We start from the raw sequence: 16,448 nt of genomic DNA, 5'->3' as shown, positions 1-16,448 counted from the left end.
ACCTTATTCTCACTTCGGGCCGCGCGGCCGGTCAGCGCAGTACGACCAGCCAGATCGCGACGTAATGGCACAGCGCGGCGAGCACGGTCGCGGCGTGGAAGAACTCGTGATGGCCGAACACCGTCGGCCACGGATTGGGCCATTTGGTGGCGTAGAGGATCGCGCCACCGCTGTAGATGAGCCCACCGATCAAGAGCAGGATCAGCGGCGCGATGCCGACGTGCGAGTTCAGTTGCCCGGCGACCGGAACGACGGCCCAGCCGAGCAGCAGATACAGCGGAACGCCCACCCAGCGTGGGGCCGTCGGCCACAGCAGTTTCAGCGCGACACCAGCCAGCGCGCCGACCCAGACCACCAGCAGCAGCGTCTGCCCGGTCCGTCCGGGCAGCCCGAGCAACGCGAACGGGGTGTAGCTGCCCGCGATGAACAAGAAGATCATCGAATGGTCGGCGCGCTTCATCCTGATGCGTGCCTTCGGGGTCGGCCAGGTGACCCGGTGGTAGACAGCGCTGATCCCGAACAGGCCGCACACCGTCAGCCCGTAGACCAGTGTCGACCAGCCCGCGGTCGCCGAGATGGTCGCTGCCTTCGCGACCAGCACGATCACCGCGACTGCCGCGATGCCGACCGCCCAGGTGTGTATCCAGCCGCGCAGTCGAGGTTTGCCGAGCGGTATTGCCGGTTCTCGGCCTGCCGTCCCGGGAACCGCGACGGATGCGCCGTCGGCGGCGGCAGATTCGGACACCAGTTACCTCCTGTTTGTACCGTCCAGTAACCTACGGTACCGTAAGTTACGGGCTGTCCGTCACTGTACGGGATGCACGGTCGCTGCCGGTATCTTGCCGGTGAGGCGTACTGTTGGTCGCCGTGGAGTTTCCGAGTCCGGTGCGTGGTTTGCCATACCGCATCTACGAGGCGCGGCTGTCGAAGCAGCTGGCCGGCAAACAACATCCCCGGCATGTCGCGGTGATGTGCGACGGTAACCGCCGCTGGGCGCGGGAGAACGGTTTCACCGATGTCAGCCACGGTCATCGAGTAGGTGCGCTGAAGATCGCCGAGCTGGTGGGCTGGTGTGCCGACGAGGGCATCGAGATGGTCACCGTCTATCTGCTCTCGACCGAGAACCTACAGCGCGATCCCGATGAGCTGGAAACCCTCTTCGAGGTGATCACCGATGTGGTCGAGGAACTGTCCGACCATGAGCAGAACTGGAGCGTGCGCATCGTCGGCTCGCTCGAGGGATTCCCGGAGCTGATCGCCAAGCGGCTGCGCACCGCCGCCGAACGCACCAGCGGCCGCGACGGGGTGCACGTGAATGTGGCCGTCGGGTACGGCGGTCGGCAGGAGATCGCCGACGCGGTTCGCAAGCTGGTTCGCCAGGAGATGGCGGCGGGTGAGACCGGCGAGGACCTGGTGCAGTCGATCACCGTCAACGCCATCGGCCAGCACCTGTACACCTCCGGTCAGCCGGACCCCGACCTGGTCATCCGCACATCCGGCGAGCAGCGACTTTCCGGATTCCTGCTGTGGCAGAGCGCATACTCGGAAATATGGTTCACCGAGGCGTATTGGCCGGAGTTCCGCCGGGTGGATTTCCTGCGCGCCCTGCGCGACTTCGCCGCCCGACATCGTCGCTTCGGAGTCTGACGGCACGAGCGCAGCGCCCGACGCGGCTGACGGACGGGCTACAGCTTGCGTAGGCGCAGGCGGTTGATGGTGTGGTCGGCGTCCTTGCGCAGGACGAGGGTGGCTCGTGGGCGGGTCGGCAGGATGTTGTCGACCAGGTTGGGGCGGTTGGTGGAGTTCCAGATCTCCTGTGCGGTGGCTGTCGCCTGCTCGTCGGTGAATCCGGCGTAGTGGTGGAAGTGCGCGTTCGGGTCGGCGAACGCGGTTTCCCTGAGCGTGAGAAACCTTTGGACATACCACTTCTCGATGTCCTCGATGCGGGCATCGACATAGATCGAGAAGTCGAACAGGTCCGAGACCATGAGTCGCGGACCTGTTTGCAAGACGTTGAGACCTTCCACAATGAGAATGTCGGGCTGACGTACACAGTGGAACTTGTCGGGGATGATGTCGTAGGAGATATGCGAATACATCGGCGCACATACTTCCGGTGCGCCGGATTTCACCTCGGTGACGAAGCGGAGCAGTTTACGGCGGTCGTAGCTTTCCGGAAAGCCCTTGCGGTGCATGATCCCGCGCCGATTCAGTTCGGCTGTGGGATAGAGGAATCCGTCGGTTGTGACCAAATCCACACGCGGATGGTGGTCCCACCGAGCCAGTAGCGCCTGCAACACGCGGGCAGTGGTGGATTTGCCGACCGCGACACTGCCCGCGACGCCGATGACAAATGGCACCTGTTCGTCGGGATGCTTCTCGCCGAGGAAGGTGGCGGTCGCGGCGAACAGTCGCTGACGTGCGGCGACCTGGAGGTGGATAAGTCGGGCGAGCGGCAGATAGACCTCAGCGACCTCTTCGAGGTCGATCTGTTCGCCGAGGCCCCGAAGACCGATCAGTTCTTCTTCGGTGAGCACAAGTGGGGTCGACTTCCGCAGCGTGCCCCACTGTTTTCTGTCGAATTCCACATACGGGCTCGGCTCGCTCATTCGTGCCACTTATCCGACGCTCCTGTTAGGCAAACACGCACACATAACGTGGCGCCTGTGTGAGATTCGGTCTAGCTCTGGCCGCATAGCCGAATTCTGCTCCGCGTCAACAGCGGGTGGAAAGTGGGGTACTACTACCGGTTGGTAACCGGTCGATGTGGGGGCGGCGAGCGGCTAATGTCGAGCGGCATGGAAGCGCATCCGCTCGTGACCGAGTACCTGCAACTCGGTTTGGCCTTCGACCGGCTGGAGGAAGGTTTCGTCGACGCCTATACCGGTGATCCGGTACTGCGCCGCGAGGTCGAGAACGCGCCTGCGCCGCGCCCGCGTGAGCTGGCCCGTCGTGCCGCCGCGCTGCGCGCCGAACTGCCGACGGCCGGACTCGCGCAGGAACGGACCGAGTTCCTGGACGTGCACCTGCGCGCGCTGGAATGTTCCGGTCGCAAGTTCGCGAGCGACGACATCGGATTCGTCGAGGAAGTCCGCGCCTACTTCGATGTCGACATCGCGCCGGGCGACGAAGAGGACTATCGGGACGCCCACCGGCAAATGGACGAGGTGCTGGCGGGCGAGGGACCGCTGGAAGAGCGGATCGCCGCACACCGCAAGGCCGATGAGATTCCGCCGGAGCGCCTGCGCGCCTGTGTCGAAGAGTTCTCCGGCGCACTGCGCGAACTCGTGCGAGAGCGTTACCCACTGCCCGACAACGAGCACGTCACCTATGAAGTGGTCGGCGACAAGCCGTGGTCCGGATTCAACTACTACCTGGGCAACTACCAATCCACGGTGGCGATCAACTCCGATCTCAAACAGCACATGGCGAACCTGCCGCACCTCATCGCGCACGAGTCCTACCCCGGCCACCACACCGAGCACTGCCGCAAGGAAGCCGGACTTGTCGCGACCGGACAGGCCGAACAGACGCTCTTCCTGGTGAACACCCCGCAGTGCCTCATGGCCGAGGGCCTGGCCGACCTCGCGCTCGGCGCGATCGTCGGACCCGGCTGGGGAAAGTGGGCGCAGGAAATCTACGCCGACCTCGGCATGCGCTTCGATGGCGAACGTGCGGAACGCTTGTCGATTGCTTCGGGCAAGCTACTCGGCGTGCGACAGGACGCGGCCCTGCTGCTCCACGACCGGCATCGCGACGCCGACGAGGTCGCGCAGTTCCTACAGCGCTGGAGCCTGATCACTCCCGAGCGTGCCCGCCAGTCGCTGCGCTTCCTGTCCTCACCGCTGTGGCGGGCCTACATCAGTACCTACGTCGAGGGCTACCGCCTCCTCGGCGGCTGGCTCGATCGCGCGTCGACCTCCGAGGATCGCGCCGACCGCTACCGCCGTCTCCTCGACGAGCCACTGACTCCAGGCGCAGTGCGCGTCATGTAACCCGAGTATTCGAGCGGCGCACGCACCCACTGGGCGCGTCGTTTGAGGTAGCCGGCTTCCTCTTCCGCAACCCGGGCAGGCAGGCGCGGGTTTCCAGCGGGAACTGACTGTGGTTGCGTTACAGGGACTTTCGGTACGGCCGATGGCCATTTCATGTCAGCGGAAGATGACGCAGGTGGTGGTGGCGTGGGCGACGAGGCGGTTCTTGTCGTCGACGACGCGGCCTTCGGCGGTGGCCGTGGTGCGGCCTACGTGGATGGTGGTGCCGGTCGCGGTGAGGCGCCTGCCGTCGGTGGGGACCGAGCGGATGTAGTTGACCTTCAATTCCAGGGTGGTGTAGCCGACGCCCGCGTCCAATGTGGTGTGGACCGCGCAGCCCATCACCGAGTCGAGCAGCGTCGCGCAGATGCCGCCGTGCGTTGTGCCGAGCGGGTTGGCGAAATCGGCGCGGGTTTCGAGGGCGAAGACCACTTTGCCGTGCTCGAGCAGGTCGATTTCCATGCCGAGCAGGTCGCCGATGAAACGCGGGCGTCCTTCCATCGTCATCGCCGCTCGTAGCAGCTCGAGCCCTGACAGTTCGGCGAAGTCGATTCGCGGCGCGGTCGCGGTTTCCGAGCTCATGAGTTCCATCCTTTCGGTGAACCGATCGGTCCACATCTGTCATGATTGGAGCATGGACCGATCGGTTCACGCAAGCGTTAGTGAGATGGGGACGCCGATGACCACAGGACCACGCGCCCGGCTGATCGAGAGTGCCATCGAGCTGGTTCGCGAACAGGGTGTGCACGCCGCGGGGCTCGCCGCGCTGCTCGACCGCGGCAACGCCTCGCGCAACTCGCTGTACCAGCACTTCCCGTCGGGTAAGAGCGAACTGGTCGAGACCGCGACCAAGATCGCCGGTGACCGGATGACCGCCGTCATCGACAAGGTCACCGCCGCGGGCCCGTCCGAACAGTGGCTTGCCGCGCTGGTCGGCTGGTGGAAGCACGTCCTCGAGCAGAGCTCGTTCACCGCGGGATGTCCGATCGTCGGCGCCGCGCTCGCCGAATCCGAGCCCCGCGTCCAGGCCGCCGCCGGTGCGGCACTCGTCGACTGGACCGGCCACCTCGCGACCGCCCTAGAAGGCGAAGGCATGCCGGCGGCCCGCGCCGCGTCACTGGCGAGCCTCATCATCAGTGCGATCGAAGGCGCGATCGTCCAGTCCCGTGCACTCAAATCCACTCGCCCGCTCGATTACGCCCAAGAGCACCTCATGGCCCTCCTGCCCGCCGCCCACGCCTGACCGTTCCCCGCTCCGTAGACCACTTGCCGACCTGATGGTGAACGTCGCCCGGTGCTGCGCTCCGACTAGGATGATCGGACCGCGACTGGCGCATTCGAAGGTGGACGCAACCACCGGGAAGCACCCTCGCCCCGCACCGCGCGCCTGGGTGCCGGGCACATGGGCTCTTGGGGTGCGCACCCCCGGCGTCCCGGATCACGGAGGTTGCGATGGATCAGCACGGAGTTACCGAGAGGCCGAACCCCCCGATCGGCGCCGCGCAGACGGCCAATAGACTCGATCAGGTGACGCAGACTACCTCCTCTGTCAATACTCAATCTCTCGGTGAGCTCGATCCGGAGGTGGCCGCCGCGATGGCCGGTGAACTCGCGCGTGAGCGCGACACCCTCGAGATGATCGCCTCCGAGAATTTCGTGCCGCGGGCGGTGCTGCAGGCACAGGGCAGTGTGCTCACCAATAAGTACGCCGAGGGGTACCCGGGCCGTCGCTACTACGGTGGTTGCGAGCACGTCGACGTTGTCGAGACCCTCGCTCGTGATCGTGCCAAGGAACTCTTCGGCGCCGAATTCGCCAATGTACAGCCACATTCCGGCGCGCAGGCGAACGCCGCGGTGCTGATGGCGCTGATGAATCCGGGCGACAAGCTGCTCGGCCTCGACCTCGCGCACGGCGGTCACCTCACCCACGGCATGCGGCTGAACTTCTCCGGCAAGCTCTACGAGGTGCACTCCTACGGTGTCAGCAAGGAAGACCACCGGATCGATATGGACGAGCTGCGTGAGACCGCGCTCGCCGCACGGCCGAAGGTGATCGTGGCGGGCTGGTCGGCCTACCCGCGGCATCAGGACTTCGCCGCATTCCGTGAAATCGCCGATGAGGTCGGCGCTTACCTGTGGGTGGACATGGCGCACTTCGCCGGTCTGGTCGCAGCGGGTCTGCACCCCTCGCCGGTGCCGTACGCCGACGTGGTGTCCTCCACCGTGCACAAGACGCTCGGCGGTCCCCGCTCCGGCCTGATCCTGGCCAAGCAGGAGTACGCGAAGAAGCTCAACAGTGCGGTATTCCCCGGCCAGCAGGGCGGGCCGCTCATGCACGTGATCGCCGCGAAGGCCGTCGCTTTCAAGATCGCGGGCGGTGACGAGTTCAAGGAGCGCCAGGAGCGCACCCTGTCCGGCGCCAAGATCCTTGCCGAGCGCCTCGGCGGCGCCGACGTCAAGGACAAGGGCATCAGCGTCCTCACCGGCGGCACCGACGTGCACCTGGTACTCGTCGACCTGCGCAACTCCGAGCTCGATGGTCAGCAGGGCGAGGATCTGCTGCACGAAATCGGAATCACGGTGAACCGCAACGCCGTTCCGTTCGACCCGCGCCCGCCGATGGTCACCTCCGGCCTGCGCATCGGCACCGCCGCCCTGGCCACCCGTGGCTTCGGCGATGACGAGTTCACCGAGGTCGCCGACATCATCGCCACCGCACTTGCCGGCGGCGCCGACATCGAATCACTGCGCGCCCGCGTCACCAAGCTGGCCCGCGACCTCCCGCTCTACCAGGGTCTGGAGGACTGGAACCTGCTCGGCTGAGCCGACTCACCCGAACACAACGTCTCCGCATACCGCATGAGGTGTGCGGAGACGTTGTCGTTGTCCTACTGCACCAGTGGGCGAAGAGTGCGCCCGGCGAGGTCCACTATGCCCGGCTCGTGCCCATTGACGACCATGTTGATGATCAGGCCGTCGATGCCGTGGTCGAGAACCCGGCGCTGGAGCTGTTCGGCGACATCGTCCGGGTTACCGACGAATTGGCGATCGGATTGCGAGGCGCGCAGTTCGACAGGCAGCGCCGCCAATTCGTCGCCCTGCTTTTCCAAAAGGTCGGCCTGGTGTTTGCGGGCGCGGTCACCGTCCTCGTCGAGGATGACGGTGGCCAGGTAGCTGGTTTCGAGAGTCGCGGGGTCGCGGCCGATCTCGGCGCAGCGCTCGTGCAATGCGGCCAGCTTCTGCGGCAGCTGAGCGGCGTGGCAGATGATGTTGAGGTGGTCGGCGTAGCGGGCGGCCAGCGCGAAGGTCTTCTTTTCGCCGCCACCGCCCAGCAGGATCGGTAGGTCATCGCGCATTCGCGGCTCGTTCATCGCGTCTTCCGCGTGATACCAGGCGCCGTCGAAGCTCGGCCGCTGCCCGCGCAGCATCGGGACGATGATCTGCAGCGCCTCGTCCAGCCGGGCGAACCGATCGGTGAAGGTGCCGAACTCGAGCCCGTACTGCCGGTGCTCGAGTTCGTACCAGCCCGCGCCGATGCCGAGCACCGCCCTGCCGCCGCTCACCACGTCCAACGTGGTGACCGTCTTGGCGAGCACCGCCGGATTGCGATAGGTGTTGCCCGTGACCAACGCCGAGAGCTGGATGCTTTCGGTCGCGGTCGCCAGCGCGGCCAGCGTCGTGTACGCCTCCAGCATCGGCTCGTCGGGCGGCCCGATAACCGGCAGCTGATAGAAATGGTCCATCACGAACGTGGTGTCGAACCCGGCCGCTTCGGCCTCCTTTGCCTGCGCGATCACCGACGGAAACAGATCGCGGACAGAGCCTGCGTGACTGAAGTTCGGCATCTGATAACCGAGGCGGATGCTCATGCGTGCTAACGCTACGGGCACACACGCTCGGTATACAGGGAGGAATTGACCCTGGCAGAACCCGCGCAACACGAGTAGCGACTATTGCGTTCGATCGTGATGCTGCGCGGTTGCCGGGTGAATTCGGGTCTAACCGTCGAGTCGGGCCTTGCCGCGAATGATGGCCTCGTCCAGGTAGCGGGTGATATCCGTGCTGGTGGCGGGACGGACCATCAGGGCACGGTTGGCGGGAACCTCGCAGTAGCGACCTTCCGTCGTATCGATCCAGCGCAGCTTGCCGGTGCGTACAGGTGCGCTGTTGCGGGGGCCGAGCAATACGACCGCGGTGCCCCTGGTGTCGTATTCCTGACGCCAGAAGCGGCAGTAGCGTTCCTTGACCGTGCGCGAGGGTGCGGTGGCGAACGGATCGGGACGGTCGTCGTTGAGATCGTCGAGTAGGTAACTCTTTTCGGTCGCGGTGCCAGGTGATGGGTCGGGTAGTAGCCGGATCAGTTCGGTGGCAAGCTGATCGACCCGGCAGCGGCGCAGGCGTACCTTGCCGCCGTCGGAACCGGGCATTTGCACGGCGATGACACCGGGACCGCCGCGGGTCGCACACCCGACGGCCCGAATCTCGGCCTGGTCGCGGTTGTTATCGATGCCGAAAAGTTCGATGCGCCAATCAGGTTTGGCGAGCACGCTGAGCGCACGCCGCAGGTGGATGTGGTCTTCATGGGTCAGTTCGGCGCGGAACCGTTGCTGATACGCCTGGTATTCGTTGCGGCCCTCGAAGCGGCTGGTGAATCGAAACGGGAAAGGCAAGCGGTCCATCCCGGTTCCGAACCACGCGGCGGCGAACTGCTCGGCCGTGAGCGACCATTGCGCCATCAGTCGGCTCCGAGCACGGGAGGGACGGTCGGTTCGACCGTGCCGATGAGGTCGGTTGCGTGTTCCTCCGAGCGCAGGTATTTCGGTGAATCGTGCTCGTTGTCGTCGGTCCCGCTGATGCGGGTTCGCGGCGCGGACATGCCCGAATAGCCTGCGCCGACCGTCGCGCCGGGGCGACCGGCGGATCCCGAGACGGGTTGTGGCCCTGGTGTTCCCGACGTCTGCCCCGGTTGGCCGGGGACCGACGTACCCGGCCGGGGCTCGCTTCCGTAGATCGGTGCCGCACCGGGCGAGCTCGGCGTCGCGGCCCGACTCGGAATGCTGTCGAGCGAGAGCGGGGTGTAGGCGGTGGGCGCCGTTGCCGGATATGCCGTGGGGACGAGTGGCGAGGCCATTGCCGGTCCGGCCGGGGTATGTGTCGTTCCGGCCGGAGTCGTCGGTGTGCCGTTGTGCTGAGACGATGCGGGCGAGACTTGCTGCGCGGCGGCCTCTTCCGTCTTTCCGGGCTTGTCCGATTCGGACAGTTCCGGTGTGCCCTGCTCGGCCGGTGTGGCCTGGTCCGTGGACTTGTCCACTGCCGCGGGCTCGTCCTGCCCGGTGGGCTCGTCGTGGCCGCTGGGTTGGTCGCGCCCAGTGGGCTTGTCCTGCTCGGTCCCGCTCGGCGTCGGCTCATCGGAACCAGTGCCGCTCGGATTGCCGATTGCGACGCCGATGCCGCCGATTCCGACCGCGATGGGCTGCACCGGAGGCGGCAACGTCGGAATTTCAGGGGCGGTGTTCCCATACGGTTCGATGTACAGCGTGTTCATATCGCCGCGGGCCTGCTCTTCCGCGGTGTTGCGTGCTTCCGGATCACCTGTGGTTCCGGAACTTTCGATCAGGTCGGGAACCGCCGCCTTGAACCGGGCCGCCGCGTCCGCCGCCGCCGAGAGTGGCTGCGACTGCTGATCCAGCGACTGCCCGAGCTCGCTCATTCGTTCGGCGAAGTCACGGATGCCCCGCGTAGCGCTGTCCGCGGCGGCGCCTTCCCAATCCTGGTCCACCGCTAGCTGGATGGCCGTTTCGAACTGTTCTCCGGCCTTGGTCACCGCCGCCGCGATGCCCGACCATGCCTCGAAGGCGCCGTCCAGCCCGGCGGGGTTCATCTGAACCGACGCCTGCTTGATCTCCGCGTGCGAAAAGTTTTGCGCGTTCTCGGGATTGGTGATCGCGCGGCCGTCGGTTGGTCTCATGACCGGCCCTCCGCCCTTCCATCAGTGCCGTCTTAACCTTATAGACGCACTCGACCCTGCCCCGGTTCCATCGAAACACACCCCGTCCTCCGGTGCCGGCCACGCCGAAGTGGACTCGCACCGCGCAGCGTGTCAGTTCGCACGGGACTGTGCGACCAGTGTCGGGTAATCGCGCAGGTCGATATCGTTCGCCGCGTTGTCGCTGTACTTCATCATCAGCGTGAACATCCACGAGTTCAGGAACCAGTTGCGCATTTTGACACCGCGCGCGGTCTTCGGTGCCAGGAACGCACCCGCGTTGCTGTTGCCCGCGATCTTGGCGTAGCGGCGCATGATCTCGTTGTAATTGGCGAAGGCGGTGGTGTGGTCGGCGTTGAGGGCGAGCTCACCGGCGATGACGTAGGCGCCGACGATCGCGAGTCCGGTTCCATAGCCGCCCATGGTGTTTCCGTAGGCCGAGTCGCCGATCAGCGCGATCCGCCCCTTGCTGTAGCCGAGCTTCTTCATATCCACCTTGCTGATCGAATCGAGGAAGACATCCTCGAACTCGTCGATCTCGGTGAGCATGCGCGGCAGTTCCCAGCCGTCATCGGCGTAGGTCTGCTTGATGACGCGCCGCTGGTCATCGGTGTTGTTGCGGTCGTAGTCGAGCTCTTTCGCGGCGAATATATAGAGCTGCTGCGCTTTCGAGCCGCCGCTGACCGCGAGCCTGCCAGGGGCGTTGTGCGCGTAGGCGGTCGCGCGCTCGTGCGGCCCGTCGGAATCGACGCTCCAAGGGCTCGCACCTGCGATGCAGTAGTAGTGGCCGAGGTGCTTGACGAAATCCTTTTCCGGTCCGAAGGTCAATTTCCGTACCCGCGAATGGATTCCGTCGGCGCCGAACACCAGGTCGAAGGTGCGTGCGGGGCCGTGCTCGAACTCGACAAGCACGCCGTCGGAGTTTTCGGTGAGCGCGCTGATCGAGTCGCCGAAGATGTACTCGCATTCATCGACGGTCTGCTTGTACATGATCGCCGCGAGGTCACCGCGCAGGATCTCCACGTCGCCGCCGGTGAATTCGCCGGACACGACGCCCAATTTCTGGCCGGCGTCATCGACGAACACCATGTCGGTCGTGCCGGTGCGCTGGTGCTGGATCTCGTCCCAGATCCCCATCCGTTCGAGCACGATGCGGTGGGCTTCGCTCTTGAAGTCGACGGCCTGGCCACCGGCGCGCAGTGCCGGTGCCCGCTCGACAACGGTGACGGCGAATCCGTACTGGTGCAGCCAGTAGGCGAGGGCGGGGCCCGCGACGCTGGCGCCGGAGATGAGGACGGTTTTGTTGCGCATAATGACTCCTTTAGTGTGTCCGATGGAATCTGTTTCCGGTGGACGCGAATGAGAGTATGATAGACACAGTTACAAGTCAAGCCGTTACTCGGGAAGGATGTGGTTATGCCGTCACCTACCGCCGTCGAACTGCTGTGGGGTATCCAGCAGCGACCCAAACGCGGACCGAAACCGTCGCTATCGCTGGAGGGGATCGTCGCCGAGGCGATCGCCCTTGCCGATGCCGACGGCCTGGCGAGCCTGTCCATGCAGCGCCTCGCCGAACGCCTCGGCTTCACCAAGATGTCGCTGTATCGCTACGTGCCGGGCAAGGCCGAACTCACCGCATTGATGCTGGACGCGGCCATGGGCACGCCGCCGGATACGGCCGCCATCCAGGCGGATTCGGTCGAGCAACGCTGGCGTATCGGCCTGCGACGGTGGGCGGAGACGATTTTCGAGAAATACACCGCGCATCCGTGGGCACTGGAGCTCGCCCTCGGGGCGCGGCCATTCGGGCCCAACGAACTGGCGTGGATGGAGGCCGCGCTCGTGGTCTTGGCGGACACCGGCCTGGCAGGCGCCGAACGACTCGACACCATTGTTTTGCTGAACGGGCACGTCCGCAGCCTCGCGCAGCAAACGATGACGATGGGCGACGAAGGACTGGAACAAGAGCTGATGCGTGAGCTCGGTGCCGTCCTCGCCGCAGCGGGCGATCGGTACCCCGAGACAATCGCGGCCTTCGCCGAGCAGGCGACCGTCGGCCAGTCCGGTTCGGGGGCCAACCGCGACAATGCGCTGAACTTCGGCATCGACCGCATCCTCGACGGACTCGCCGTCCTCATCGACGGCCGTGGCTGACCTGCCGGAGCCCCTCCGCACGGCATACAGTCGAAACATGCCCGAACAGACCGAACTGACCGAAGACGCGATCATCACGGTGCGCGAGTTCTTGGCCGCGCTGGAAATGGGAGCGGTGGAGGAGGCGCTGCAGCTTCTGCACACCGACCTGGTCTGGAAGAACACCTCGTTGCCGGACGTGGGTGGCGGCCTGGCCAGGCGCATCCTGCGTGGCCTGCATCGAGACCAGTTCGGCTTCGCCGTGCAGATGCATCACATCGCGGCGGAGGACGACAACATCGTGCTCACCGACCGCACCGACATCCTCCGGTTCGGTCCGGTGAGCGTGGCGTTCTGGGTCGCGGGTACCTTCGAGCTGCGCGACGGCCGGATCATCCTGTGGCACGACCACTTCAGCTGGGAGAACTTCCTGCGTGGTACCGCGGTCGGTCTGTGGCGAGCGGTCTTCTCCCGCGGCCGAGTCAGGAATGCTTGTTGAGGTACTCCAGGTAGAACGGCCGCAACACCTCGGCGATGTCGCCATCGCCCGCGTGGATGTAGTCGTCGATCATCGGTACCACGTACTTGATATCGGCCTCGCTCTCGCCGAGATTGCCGGCGGCGGCCTCGGCGGCGGGGATCGAGGTGAGCAGTCGCCACAGATACTTCACGTCCCCGTGCCGGACCGCCAGTTTCACCGCCCTGTCGTGCAACTCCTTGGACGACAGCTTCTCCAGATCCTCGTTCACGTCCATGCTTGCGACTCTATCCCTTGCGTGCGCCGGGTTCCCGCGAGCTGGGGTTAACGACAAATTCACGGACACGCCTACTCGTCCGTGAGCGAGGAACGGTCACTCGGCGGTAGCGTCGGTAGTGCGGGTCGCGTCGGTGTGATTCGTACGGGAGGTCCTGACCGTGACTGAGCTACTCAGTACGAGGGGGCCGGCACCCGGCCCTCGTGGCATCTGACTCACGTCGGATTCCATCAGGACGGACCGGTCCAGCGAGATCGTCTGTGCGGGTGCCGCGCGGACACATAGGAGCCCACCGTGACTGCTGCACGCTCCGTCCCCGCTCCCTCGGCGCCCTCCCGCTCCGCGAAAAATAAGGATTCCGCCGCTGTCGCTTCGGACACTAAGGGGGACCGCCCCTCGCTCTATCACGGTTCCGGTGCAAGGACCTTCGTGATCGACACTTCGGTATTGCTGTCGGATCCCTGGGCATTCACCAGGTTCGGCGAACACGATGTCGTTCTACCGCTGGTCGTCATCAGCGAACTCGAAGGCAAACGACACCATCACGAATTGGGCTGGTTCGCGCGGGAAGCCCTGCGCAACCTGGATGATCTTCGCTTGCAGCACGGCAGGCTGGATCAGCAGGTGCCGATCGGCACCGAGGGTGGAACACTGCAGGTGGAACTGAACCACACCGACCCCGCGGTACTACCGGTCGGGTTCCGCACCGACACCAATGATTCCCGAATACTGGCCTGTGCCCTCAATCTCGCGGCGGAGGGCCGCGCGGTGGTGCTGGTCTCCAAGGACATTCCGTTGCGCGTCAAGGCGAGTGCGGTGGGATTGCGGGCCGATGAATACCACGCGCAGGACGTGGTGACCTCGGGCTGGTCCGGAATGGTCGAGCTCGACGTGAGTACCGGTCAGGTCGATCAGCTCTACTCCGAGAACGTGATCGATCTGGACGAAGCCAAGGAACTTCCGTGCCATACCGGAATCCGGCTGCTCGGCTCCAGTTCCAGCGCGCTCGGCAGGGTGACGCCGGACAAGCGTGTGCAGCTGGTGCGCGAGCGCGAGGCGTTCGGATTGCACGGCCGCTCGGCCGAGCAGCGCATCGCTCTCGATCTGTTGCTCGACGAGAGCATCGGCATCGTCTCGCTCGGTGGGCGTGCGGGAACCGGAAAGTCGGCGCTGGCACTCACCGCGGGTCTGGAAGCGGTGCTCGAGCGCCGCACCCAGCGCAAGGTGGTCGTGTTCCGCCCGCTGTATGCCGTCGGTGGTCAGGATCTCGGCTACCTGCCCGGCTCCGAGAGCGAGAAGATGGGTCCGTGGGCGCAGGCTGTCTTCGACACCCTCGACGGGTTGGCCAGTCGTGAGGTGATGGAGGAGGTGCTCAGCCGCGGCATGCTGGAGGTGTTGCCGCTCACCCACATTCGCGGTCGTTCGCTGCACGATTCGTTCGTGATCGTGGATGAGGCGCAGTCGCTGGAACGCAATGTGCTGCTCACCGTGCTCAGCCGACTGGGCACCGGATCACGGGTAGTACTCACCCACGATGTGGCACAGCGCGACAACCTGCGCGTCGGCAGGCACGACGGTGTCGCTGCGGTGATCGAAAAGCTCAAGGGGCACCCGCTTTTCGCGCACATCACCCTCACTCGTAGCGAGCGATCGCCGATCGCCGCGCTGGTGACCGAGATGCTGGAGGAGTACGGCCCGAGCGCATAGGCAAGCAAGTCTTCGCGAAATCCTGGATAGTCAGCAACTATTCAGGGTGTGCTTCACCTCACAATTGAGCGGGTATCATCCACCTCGATAGGTGTTCAGCAACGGCCCGGCGAGTCGGTCTTCCATTCGCCGGGTCGTTGCCGGACATCGGCCTAGGCTACGCGCGACGTCACCGCGCCCGCGGTGTCGCCGGTAGCCACTTTCGAGAGGATGGAAATGCACCACTTCGCTCGACGAACGGCTGGATTCACCGCAGTGCTCGCGACGGGGGCGTTGTTGCTTGCCTCGGGTTGCAGCAATGACGACGACGACAAAGACAAGAACGCTGCCTCCTCCATGACGACCACGTCGATGGCCATGGAGCACTCCGAGGAGCACACCGCAGGTGCCGCGGAGGAAACCAAGATCGCCACCCAGGGTGGGGAGATCGTTGTCTCCGACGAGATTCTCGCGAAGTACAAGGCGGCGGGCGGCCCGAACGGTCCGCTGGGCGCCCCGGAGGAAGCCGTGGAGACCGGGCCCGACGACGGTAAGTACCAGGACTTCGCCGGCGGCACCATCTACTGGCGCCAGGACGGCGGCCCGCACATCGTGTGGGGCGAGATCCGTGAGGCATGGGAGGACGAGGGCGGCGCCAACGGCAAGCTCGGCTACCCGACCACCGACGAGAAGGACATCGCCGGCGGCAAGCAGAGTGATTTCACCGGGGGCACGATCACCTGGGTGGACGGCCAGACTACAGTCACGCCCAAGGCCTGATCGGCCGCGGCGTCCGGGGCAGTGCGCGTACGTTCCGGACGCCGGTCTCCATCCAGAATTCCCATCTGTAGATTCCCGCATCGCGGGCCCAGCGGCTAGGTTGTGTGAGTGCAAAATCTCTTGACCGATCGCGAGCTATTGCAAGAGCTTGCCGACGAGGTGGAATCCAATCTGCGGCGGCACATCGAAGCCGCTGACGGCTGGCAGCCGCACGAGTACGTGCCGTGGGACGACGGCCGAAACTTCGGCTTCCTCAGCGGCATCGATTGGGAGCCAGGCCAATCCGAGCTCAGTGACACCGCCAAGCTTGCCTTGACCGTCAGCGTCTTGATCGCCGACAACCTGCCCGCGTATCACCGCGAGATCGGCAAGTACCTGCGCACCGGTGCGTGGTGGCGCTGGGTCGGCCGGTGGACGGCCGAGGAAAACCGCCACGAGATCATGATTCGCAATTACCTCATGGTCACCCGCTCGGTCGATCCGATCGAGCTGGAGCGGTTGCGGATGGACCACATGACCAAGGGCTTCCGCCGTCCCGCGCTGCACCTGCTCGATGTGCTTGCCACCTGTGCGTTCGAGGAGTCGGCCGCCGCGATCCGGCACCGTAACACCGCCGCGCTCGGGGAGAACGCGATGGTCACCGCCATCGCCGAGCGCATCGCGGTCGACGACGAGCTCCAGTTGGTCTTGTTCGCCAACCTGGTCGCCGCGGCCTTCGAGCTCGCACCGGATCAGACGATCCGCGCCATCGCCGACAGTGTGGCGAGCTTCCATGTGCCGACGGTGACGCTGCCCGACGGACGCAGCAGCGATGAGCTGCTCGCCGAGGCGGGTATCTACGACCCCGCCAAGGAAAACGAATTGGTCTTCGCGCCGCTGCTGAAGCGGTGGAATGTCTTCGAACGGACCGATCTCGGTGACGAGGGCGAAAAGGCCCGTGCCGAGCTCGCACATCTGCGAACCGAGTCGCTGGCCTGATTCAGGCTGTCGCGGATAACGCGAATGAACTACCACCGAGGTCGGTGCACTGAGTTTGGTGCACCGACCTCGGTGTAGATACATGCCGCGCGGCAC

Annotated in this window: 17 protein-coding genes and 1 riboswitch; of the genes, 9 read left to right on the top strand and 8 right to left on the bottom strand. The window is 65.2% G+C overall.

The features are described 5' to 3' along the window. Positions 1-31: 31 nt before the first annotated feature. Positions 32-745, bottom strand: coding sequence for a PAQR family membrane homeostasis protein TrhA (gene trhA / locus ACLMAJ_RS01695; RefSeq protein WP_412011641.1), 714 nt, complete (start codon positions 743-745; stop codon positions 32-34). A gap of 113 nt (positions 746-858) precedes the next feature. Between trhA and ACLMAJ_RS01690 the strand changes: the two genes are divergently transcribed. Continuing rightward, on the top strand, positions 859-1,647 hold the full coding sequence (locus ACLMAJ_RS01690; protein WP_412011640.1) for an isoprenyl transferase: 789 nt from the start codon (positions 859-861) through the stop codon (positions 1,645-1,647). Between the two features lie 38 nt (positions 1,648-1,685). Here the strand turns inward: ACLMAJ_RS01690 and coaA are convergent, their stop codons facing one another. After that, positions 1,686-2,618 carry a type I pantothenate kinase gene (coaA, locus tag ACLMAJ_RS01685; protein ID WP_412011639.1) on the bottom strand — a complete coding sequence of 311 codons (933 nt, stop codon included), beginning with the start codon at positions 2,616-2,618 and terminating at the stop codon, positions 1,686-1,688. 180 nt (positions 2,619-2,798) lie between these two features. Between coaA and ACLMAJ_RS01680 the strand changes: the two genes are divergently transcribed. Continuing rightward, positions 2,799-3,995 carry a DUF885 domain-containing protein gene (locus ACLMAJ_RS01680; RefSeq protein ID WP_412011638.1) on the top strand — a complete coding sequence of 399 codons (1,197 nt, stop codon included), beginning with the start codon at positions 2,799-2,801 and terminating at the stop codon, positions 3,993-3,995. A 156-nt stretch (positions 3,996-4,151) separates the two neighbouring features. On the opposite strand, the gene ACLMAJ_RS01675 is transcribed toward ACLMAJ_RS01680, so the two are convergent. After that, the gene (locus tag ACLMAJ_RS01675) at positions 4,152-4,616 is read right to left on the bottom strand and encodes a PaaI family thioesterase (protein WP_412011637.1); all 465 of its coding nucleotides are present in this window, start codon (positions 4,614-4,616) and stop codon (positions 4,152-4,154) included. A gap of 97 nt (positions 4,617-4,713) precedes the next feature. Between ACLMAJ_RS01675 and ACLMAJ_RS01670 the strand changes: the two genes are divergently transcribed. Together ACLMAJ_RS01670 and glyA are read left to right on the top strand one after the other, a co-directional pair. After that, entirely contained in the window at positions 4,714-5,277 is a 564-nt protein-coding gene (locus ACLMAJ_RS01670; RefSeq protein ID WP_412011636.1) for a TetR/AcrR family transcriptional regulator, read from the top strand. Positions 5,278-5,348: 71 nt separating this feature from the next. Then, a riboswitch (ZMP/ZTP riboswitch) is annotated at positions 5,349-5,434 on the top strand. 127 nt (positions 5,435-5,561) lie between these two features. Further along, the gene (gene glyA / locus ACLMAJ_RS01665) at positions 5,562-6,857 is read left to right on the top strand and encodes a serine hydroxymethyltransferase (RefSeq protein ID WP_412011635.1); all 1,296 of its coding nucleotides are present in this window, start codon (positions 5,562-5,564) and stop codon (positions 6,855-6,857) included. Positions 6,858-6,922: 65 nt separating this feature from the next. Here the strand turns inward: glyA and ACLMAJ_RS01660 are convergent, their stop codons facing one another. From ACLMAJ_RS01660 to ACLMAJ_RS01645, 4 genes are all read right to left on the bottom strand, one after another. Next, a complete protein-coding gene (locus ACLMAJ_RS01660; RefSeq protein ID WP_412011634.1) occupies positions 6,923-7,903 on the bottom strand; it encodes an LLM class F420-dependent oxidoreductase in 981 nt (326 codons plus the stop codon). Positions 7,904-8,032: 129 nt separating this feature from the next. Beyond that, entirely contained in the window at positions 8,033-8,770 is a 738-nt protein-coding gene (locus ACLMAJ_RS01655; protein WP_412011633.1) for an ESX secretion-associated protein EspG, read from the bottom strand. After that, positions 8,770-10,002, bottom strand: a complete 1,233-nt coding sequence (locus ACLMAJ_RS01650) for a WXG100 family type VII secretion target (protein WP_412011632.1) — start codon at positions 10,000-10,002, stop codon at positions 8,770-8,772. Before ACLMAJ_RS01650 ends, ACLMAJ_RS01655 begins: the two co-directional genes overlap by 1 nt. A gap of 132 nt (positions 10,003-10,134) precedes the next feature. Then, positions 10,135-11,331, bottom strand: a complete 1,197-nt coding sequence (locus ACLMAJ_RS01645; RefSeq protein ID WP_412011631.1) for an FAD-dependent monooxygenase — start codon at positions 11,329-11,331, stop codon at positions 10,135-10,137. A gap of 105 nt (positions 11,332-11,436) precedes the next feature. On the opposite strand from ACLMAJ_RS01645, the gene ACLMAJ_RS01640 reads away from it, so the two are divergent. After that, on the top strand, positions 11,437-12,174 hold the full coding sequence (locus tag ACLMAJ_RS01640; RefSeq protein WP_412011630.1) for a TetR/AcrR family transcriptional regulator: 738 nt from the start codon (positions 11,437-11,439) through the stop codon (positions 12,172-12,174). Between the two features lie 37 nt (positions 12,175-12,211). After that, positions 12,212-12,652 carry a limonene-1,2-epoxide hydrolase family protein gene (locus ACLMAJ_RS01635; protein ID WP_412011629.1) on the top strand — a complete coding sequence of 147 codons (441 nt, stop codon included), beginning with the start codon at positions 12,212-12,214 and terminating at the stop codon, positions 12,650-12,652. Here ACLMAJ_RS01635 and ACLMAJ_RS01630 read toward each other — a convergent pair. Continuing rightward, positions 12,636-12,908 (bottom strand): hypothetical protein, encoded by a 273-nt coding sequence (locus ACLMAJ_RS01630; protein ID WP_412011628.1) that lies wholly within the window; start codon positions 12,906-12,908, stop codon positions 12,636-12,638. The genes ACLMAJ_RS01635 and ACLMAJ_RS01630 overlap by 17 nt on opposite strands. A gap of 294 nt (positions 12,909-13,202) precedes the next feature. Here ACLMAJ_RS01630 and ACLMAJ_RS01625 point away from each other — a divergent pair, with 294 nt between their 5' ends. From ACLMAJ_RS01625 to ACLMAJ_RS01615, 3 genes are all read left to right on the top strand, one after another. Next, positions 13,203-14,615, top strand: coding sequence for an RNA 5'-3' helicase PhoH2 (locus ACLMAJ_RS01625; protein WP_412011627.1), 1,413 nt, complete (start codon positions 13,203-13,205; stop codon positions 14,613-14,615). 210 nt (positions 14,616-14,825) lie between these two features. Beyond that, positions 14,826-15,374, top strand: a complete 549-nt coding sequence (locus ACLMAJ_RS01620; protein WP_412011626.1) for an LGFP repeat-containing protein — start codon at positions 14,826-14,828, stop codon at positions 15,372-15,374. Between the two features lie 108 nt (positions 15,375-15,482). Then, a complete protein-coding gene (locus ACLMAJ_RS01615; protein ID WP_412011625.1) occupies positions 15,483-16,352 on the top strand; it encodes an acyl-ACP desaturase in 870 nt (289 codons plus the stop codon). Positions 16,353-16,448: the final 96 nt, after the last annotated feature.

This window comes from Nocardia arseniciresistens, from assembly GCF_046764875.1.
GTDB lineage: Bacteria > Actinomycetota > Actinomycetes > Mycobacteriales > Mycobacteriaceae > Nocardia > Nocardia arseniciresistens.
Note: the sequence above shows the minus strand (reverse complement) of the source record. Positions and strands in the feature narration are given on the sequence as shown.

Bases quoted from the DNA above. Each gene is read 5' to 3' on its own strand.
- ACLMAJ_RS01660 (WP_412011634.1), bottom strand. From the start codon at position 7,903: ATGAGCATCCGCCTCGGTTATCAGATGCCGAACTTCAGTCACGCAGGC.
- ACLMAJ_RS01620 (WP_412011626.1), top strand. From the start codon at position 14,826: ATGGAAATGCACCACTTCGCTCGACGAACGGCTGGATTCACCGCAGTG.
- ACLMAJ_RS01670 (WP_412011636.1), top strand. From the start codon at position 4,714: ATGACCACAGGACCACGCGCCCGGCTGATCGAGAGTGCCATCGAGCTG.
- ACLMAJ_RS01640 (WP_412011630.1), top strand. From the start codon at position 11,437: ATGCCGTCACCTACCGCCGTCGAACTGCTGTGGGGTATCCAGCAGCGA.
- ACLMAJ_RS01630 (WP_412011628.1), bottom strand. From the start codon at position 12,908: ATGGACGTGAACGAGGATCTGGAGAAGCTGTCGTCCAAGGAGTTGCAC.
- ACLMAJ_RS01635 (WP_412011629.1), top strand. From the start codon at position 12,212: ATGCCCGAACAGACCGAACTGACCGAAGACGCGATCATCACGGTGCGC.
- ACLMAJ_RS01650 (WP_412011632.1), bottom strand. From the start codon at position 10,002: ATGAGACCAACCGACGGCCGCGCGATCACCAATCCCGAGAACGCGCAA.
- ACLMAJ_RS01655 (WP_412011633.1), bottom strand. From the start codon at position 8,770: ATGGCGCAATGGTCGCTCACGGCCGAGCAGTTCGCCGCCGCGTGGTTC.
- ACLMAJ_RS01645 (WP_412011631.1), bottom strand. From the start codon at position 11,331: ATGCGCAACAAAACCGTCCTCATCTCCGGCGCCAGCGTCGCGGGCCCC.
- ACLMAJ_RS01680 (WP_412011638.1), top strand. From the start codon at position 2,799: ATGGAAGCGCATCCGCTCGTGACCGAGTACCTGCAACTCGGTTTGGCC.
- ACLMAJ_RS01675 (WP_412011637.1), bottom strand. From the start codon at position 4,616: ATGAGCTCGGAAACCGCGACCGCGCCGCGAATCGACTTCGCCGAACTG.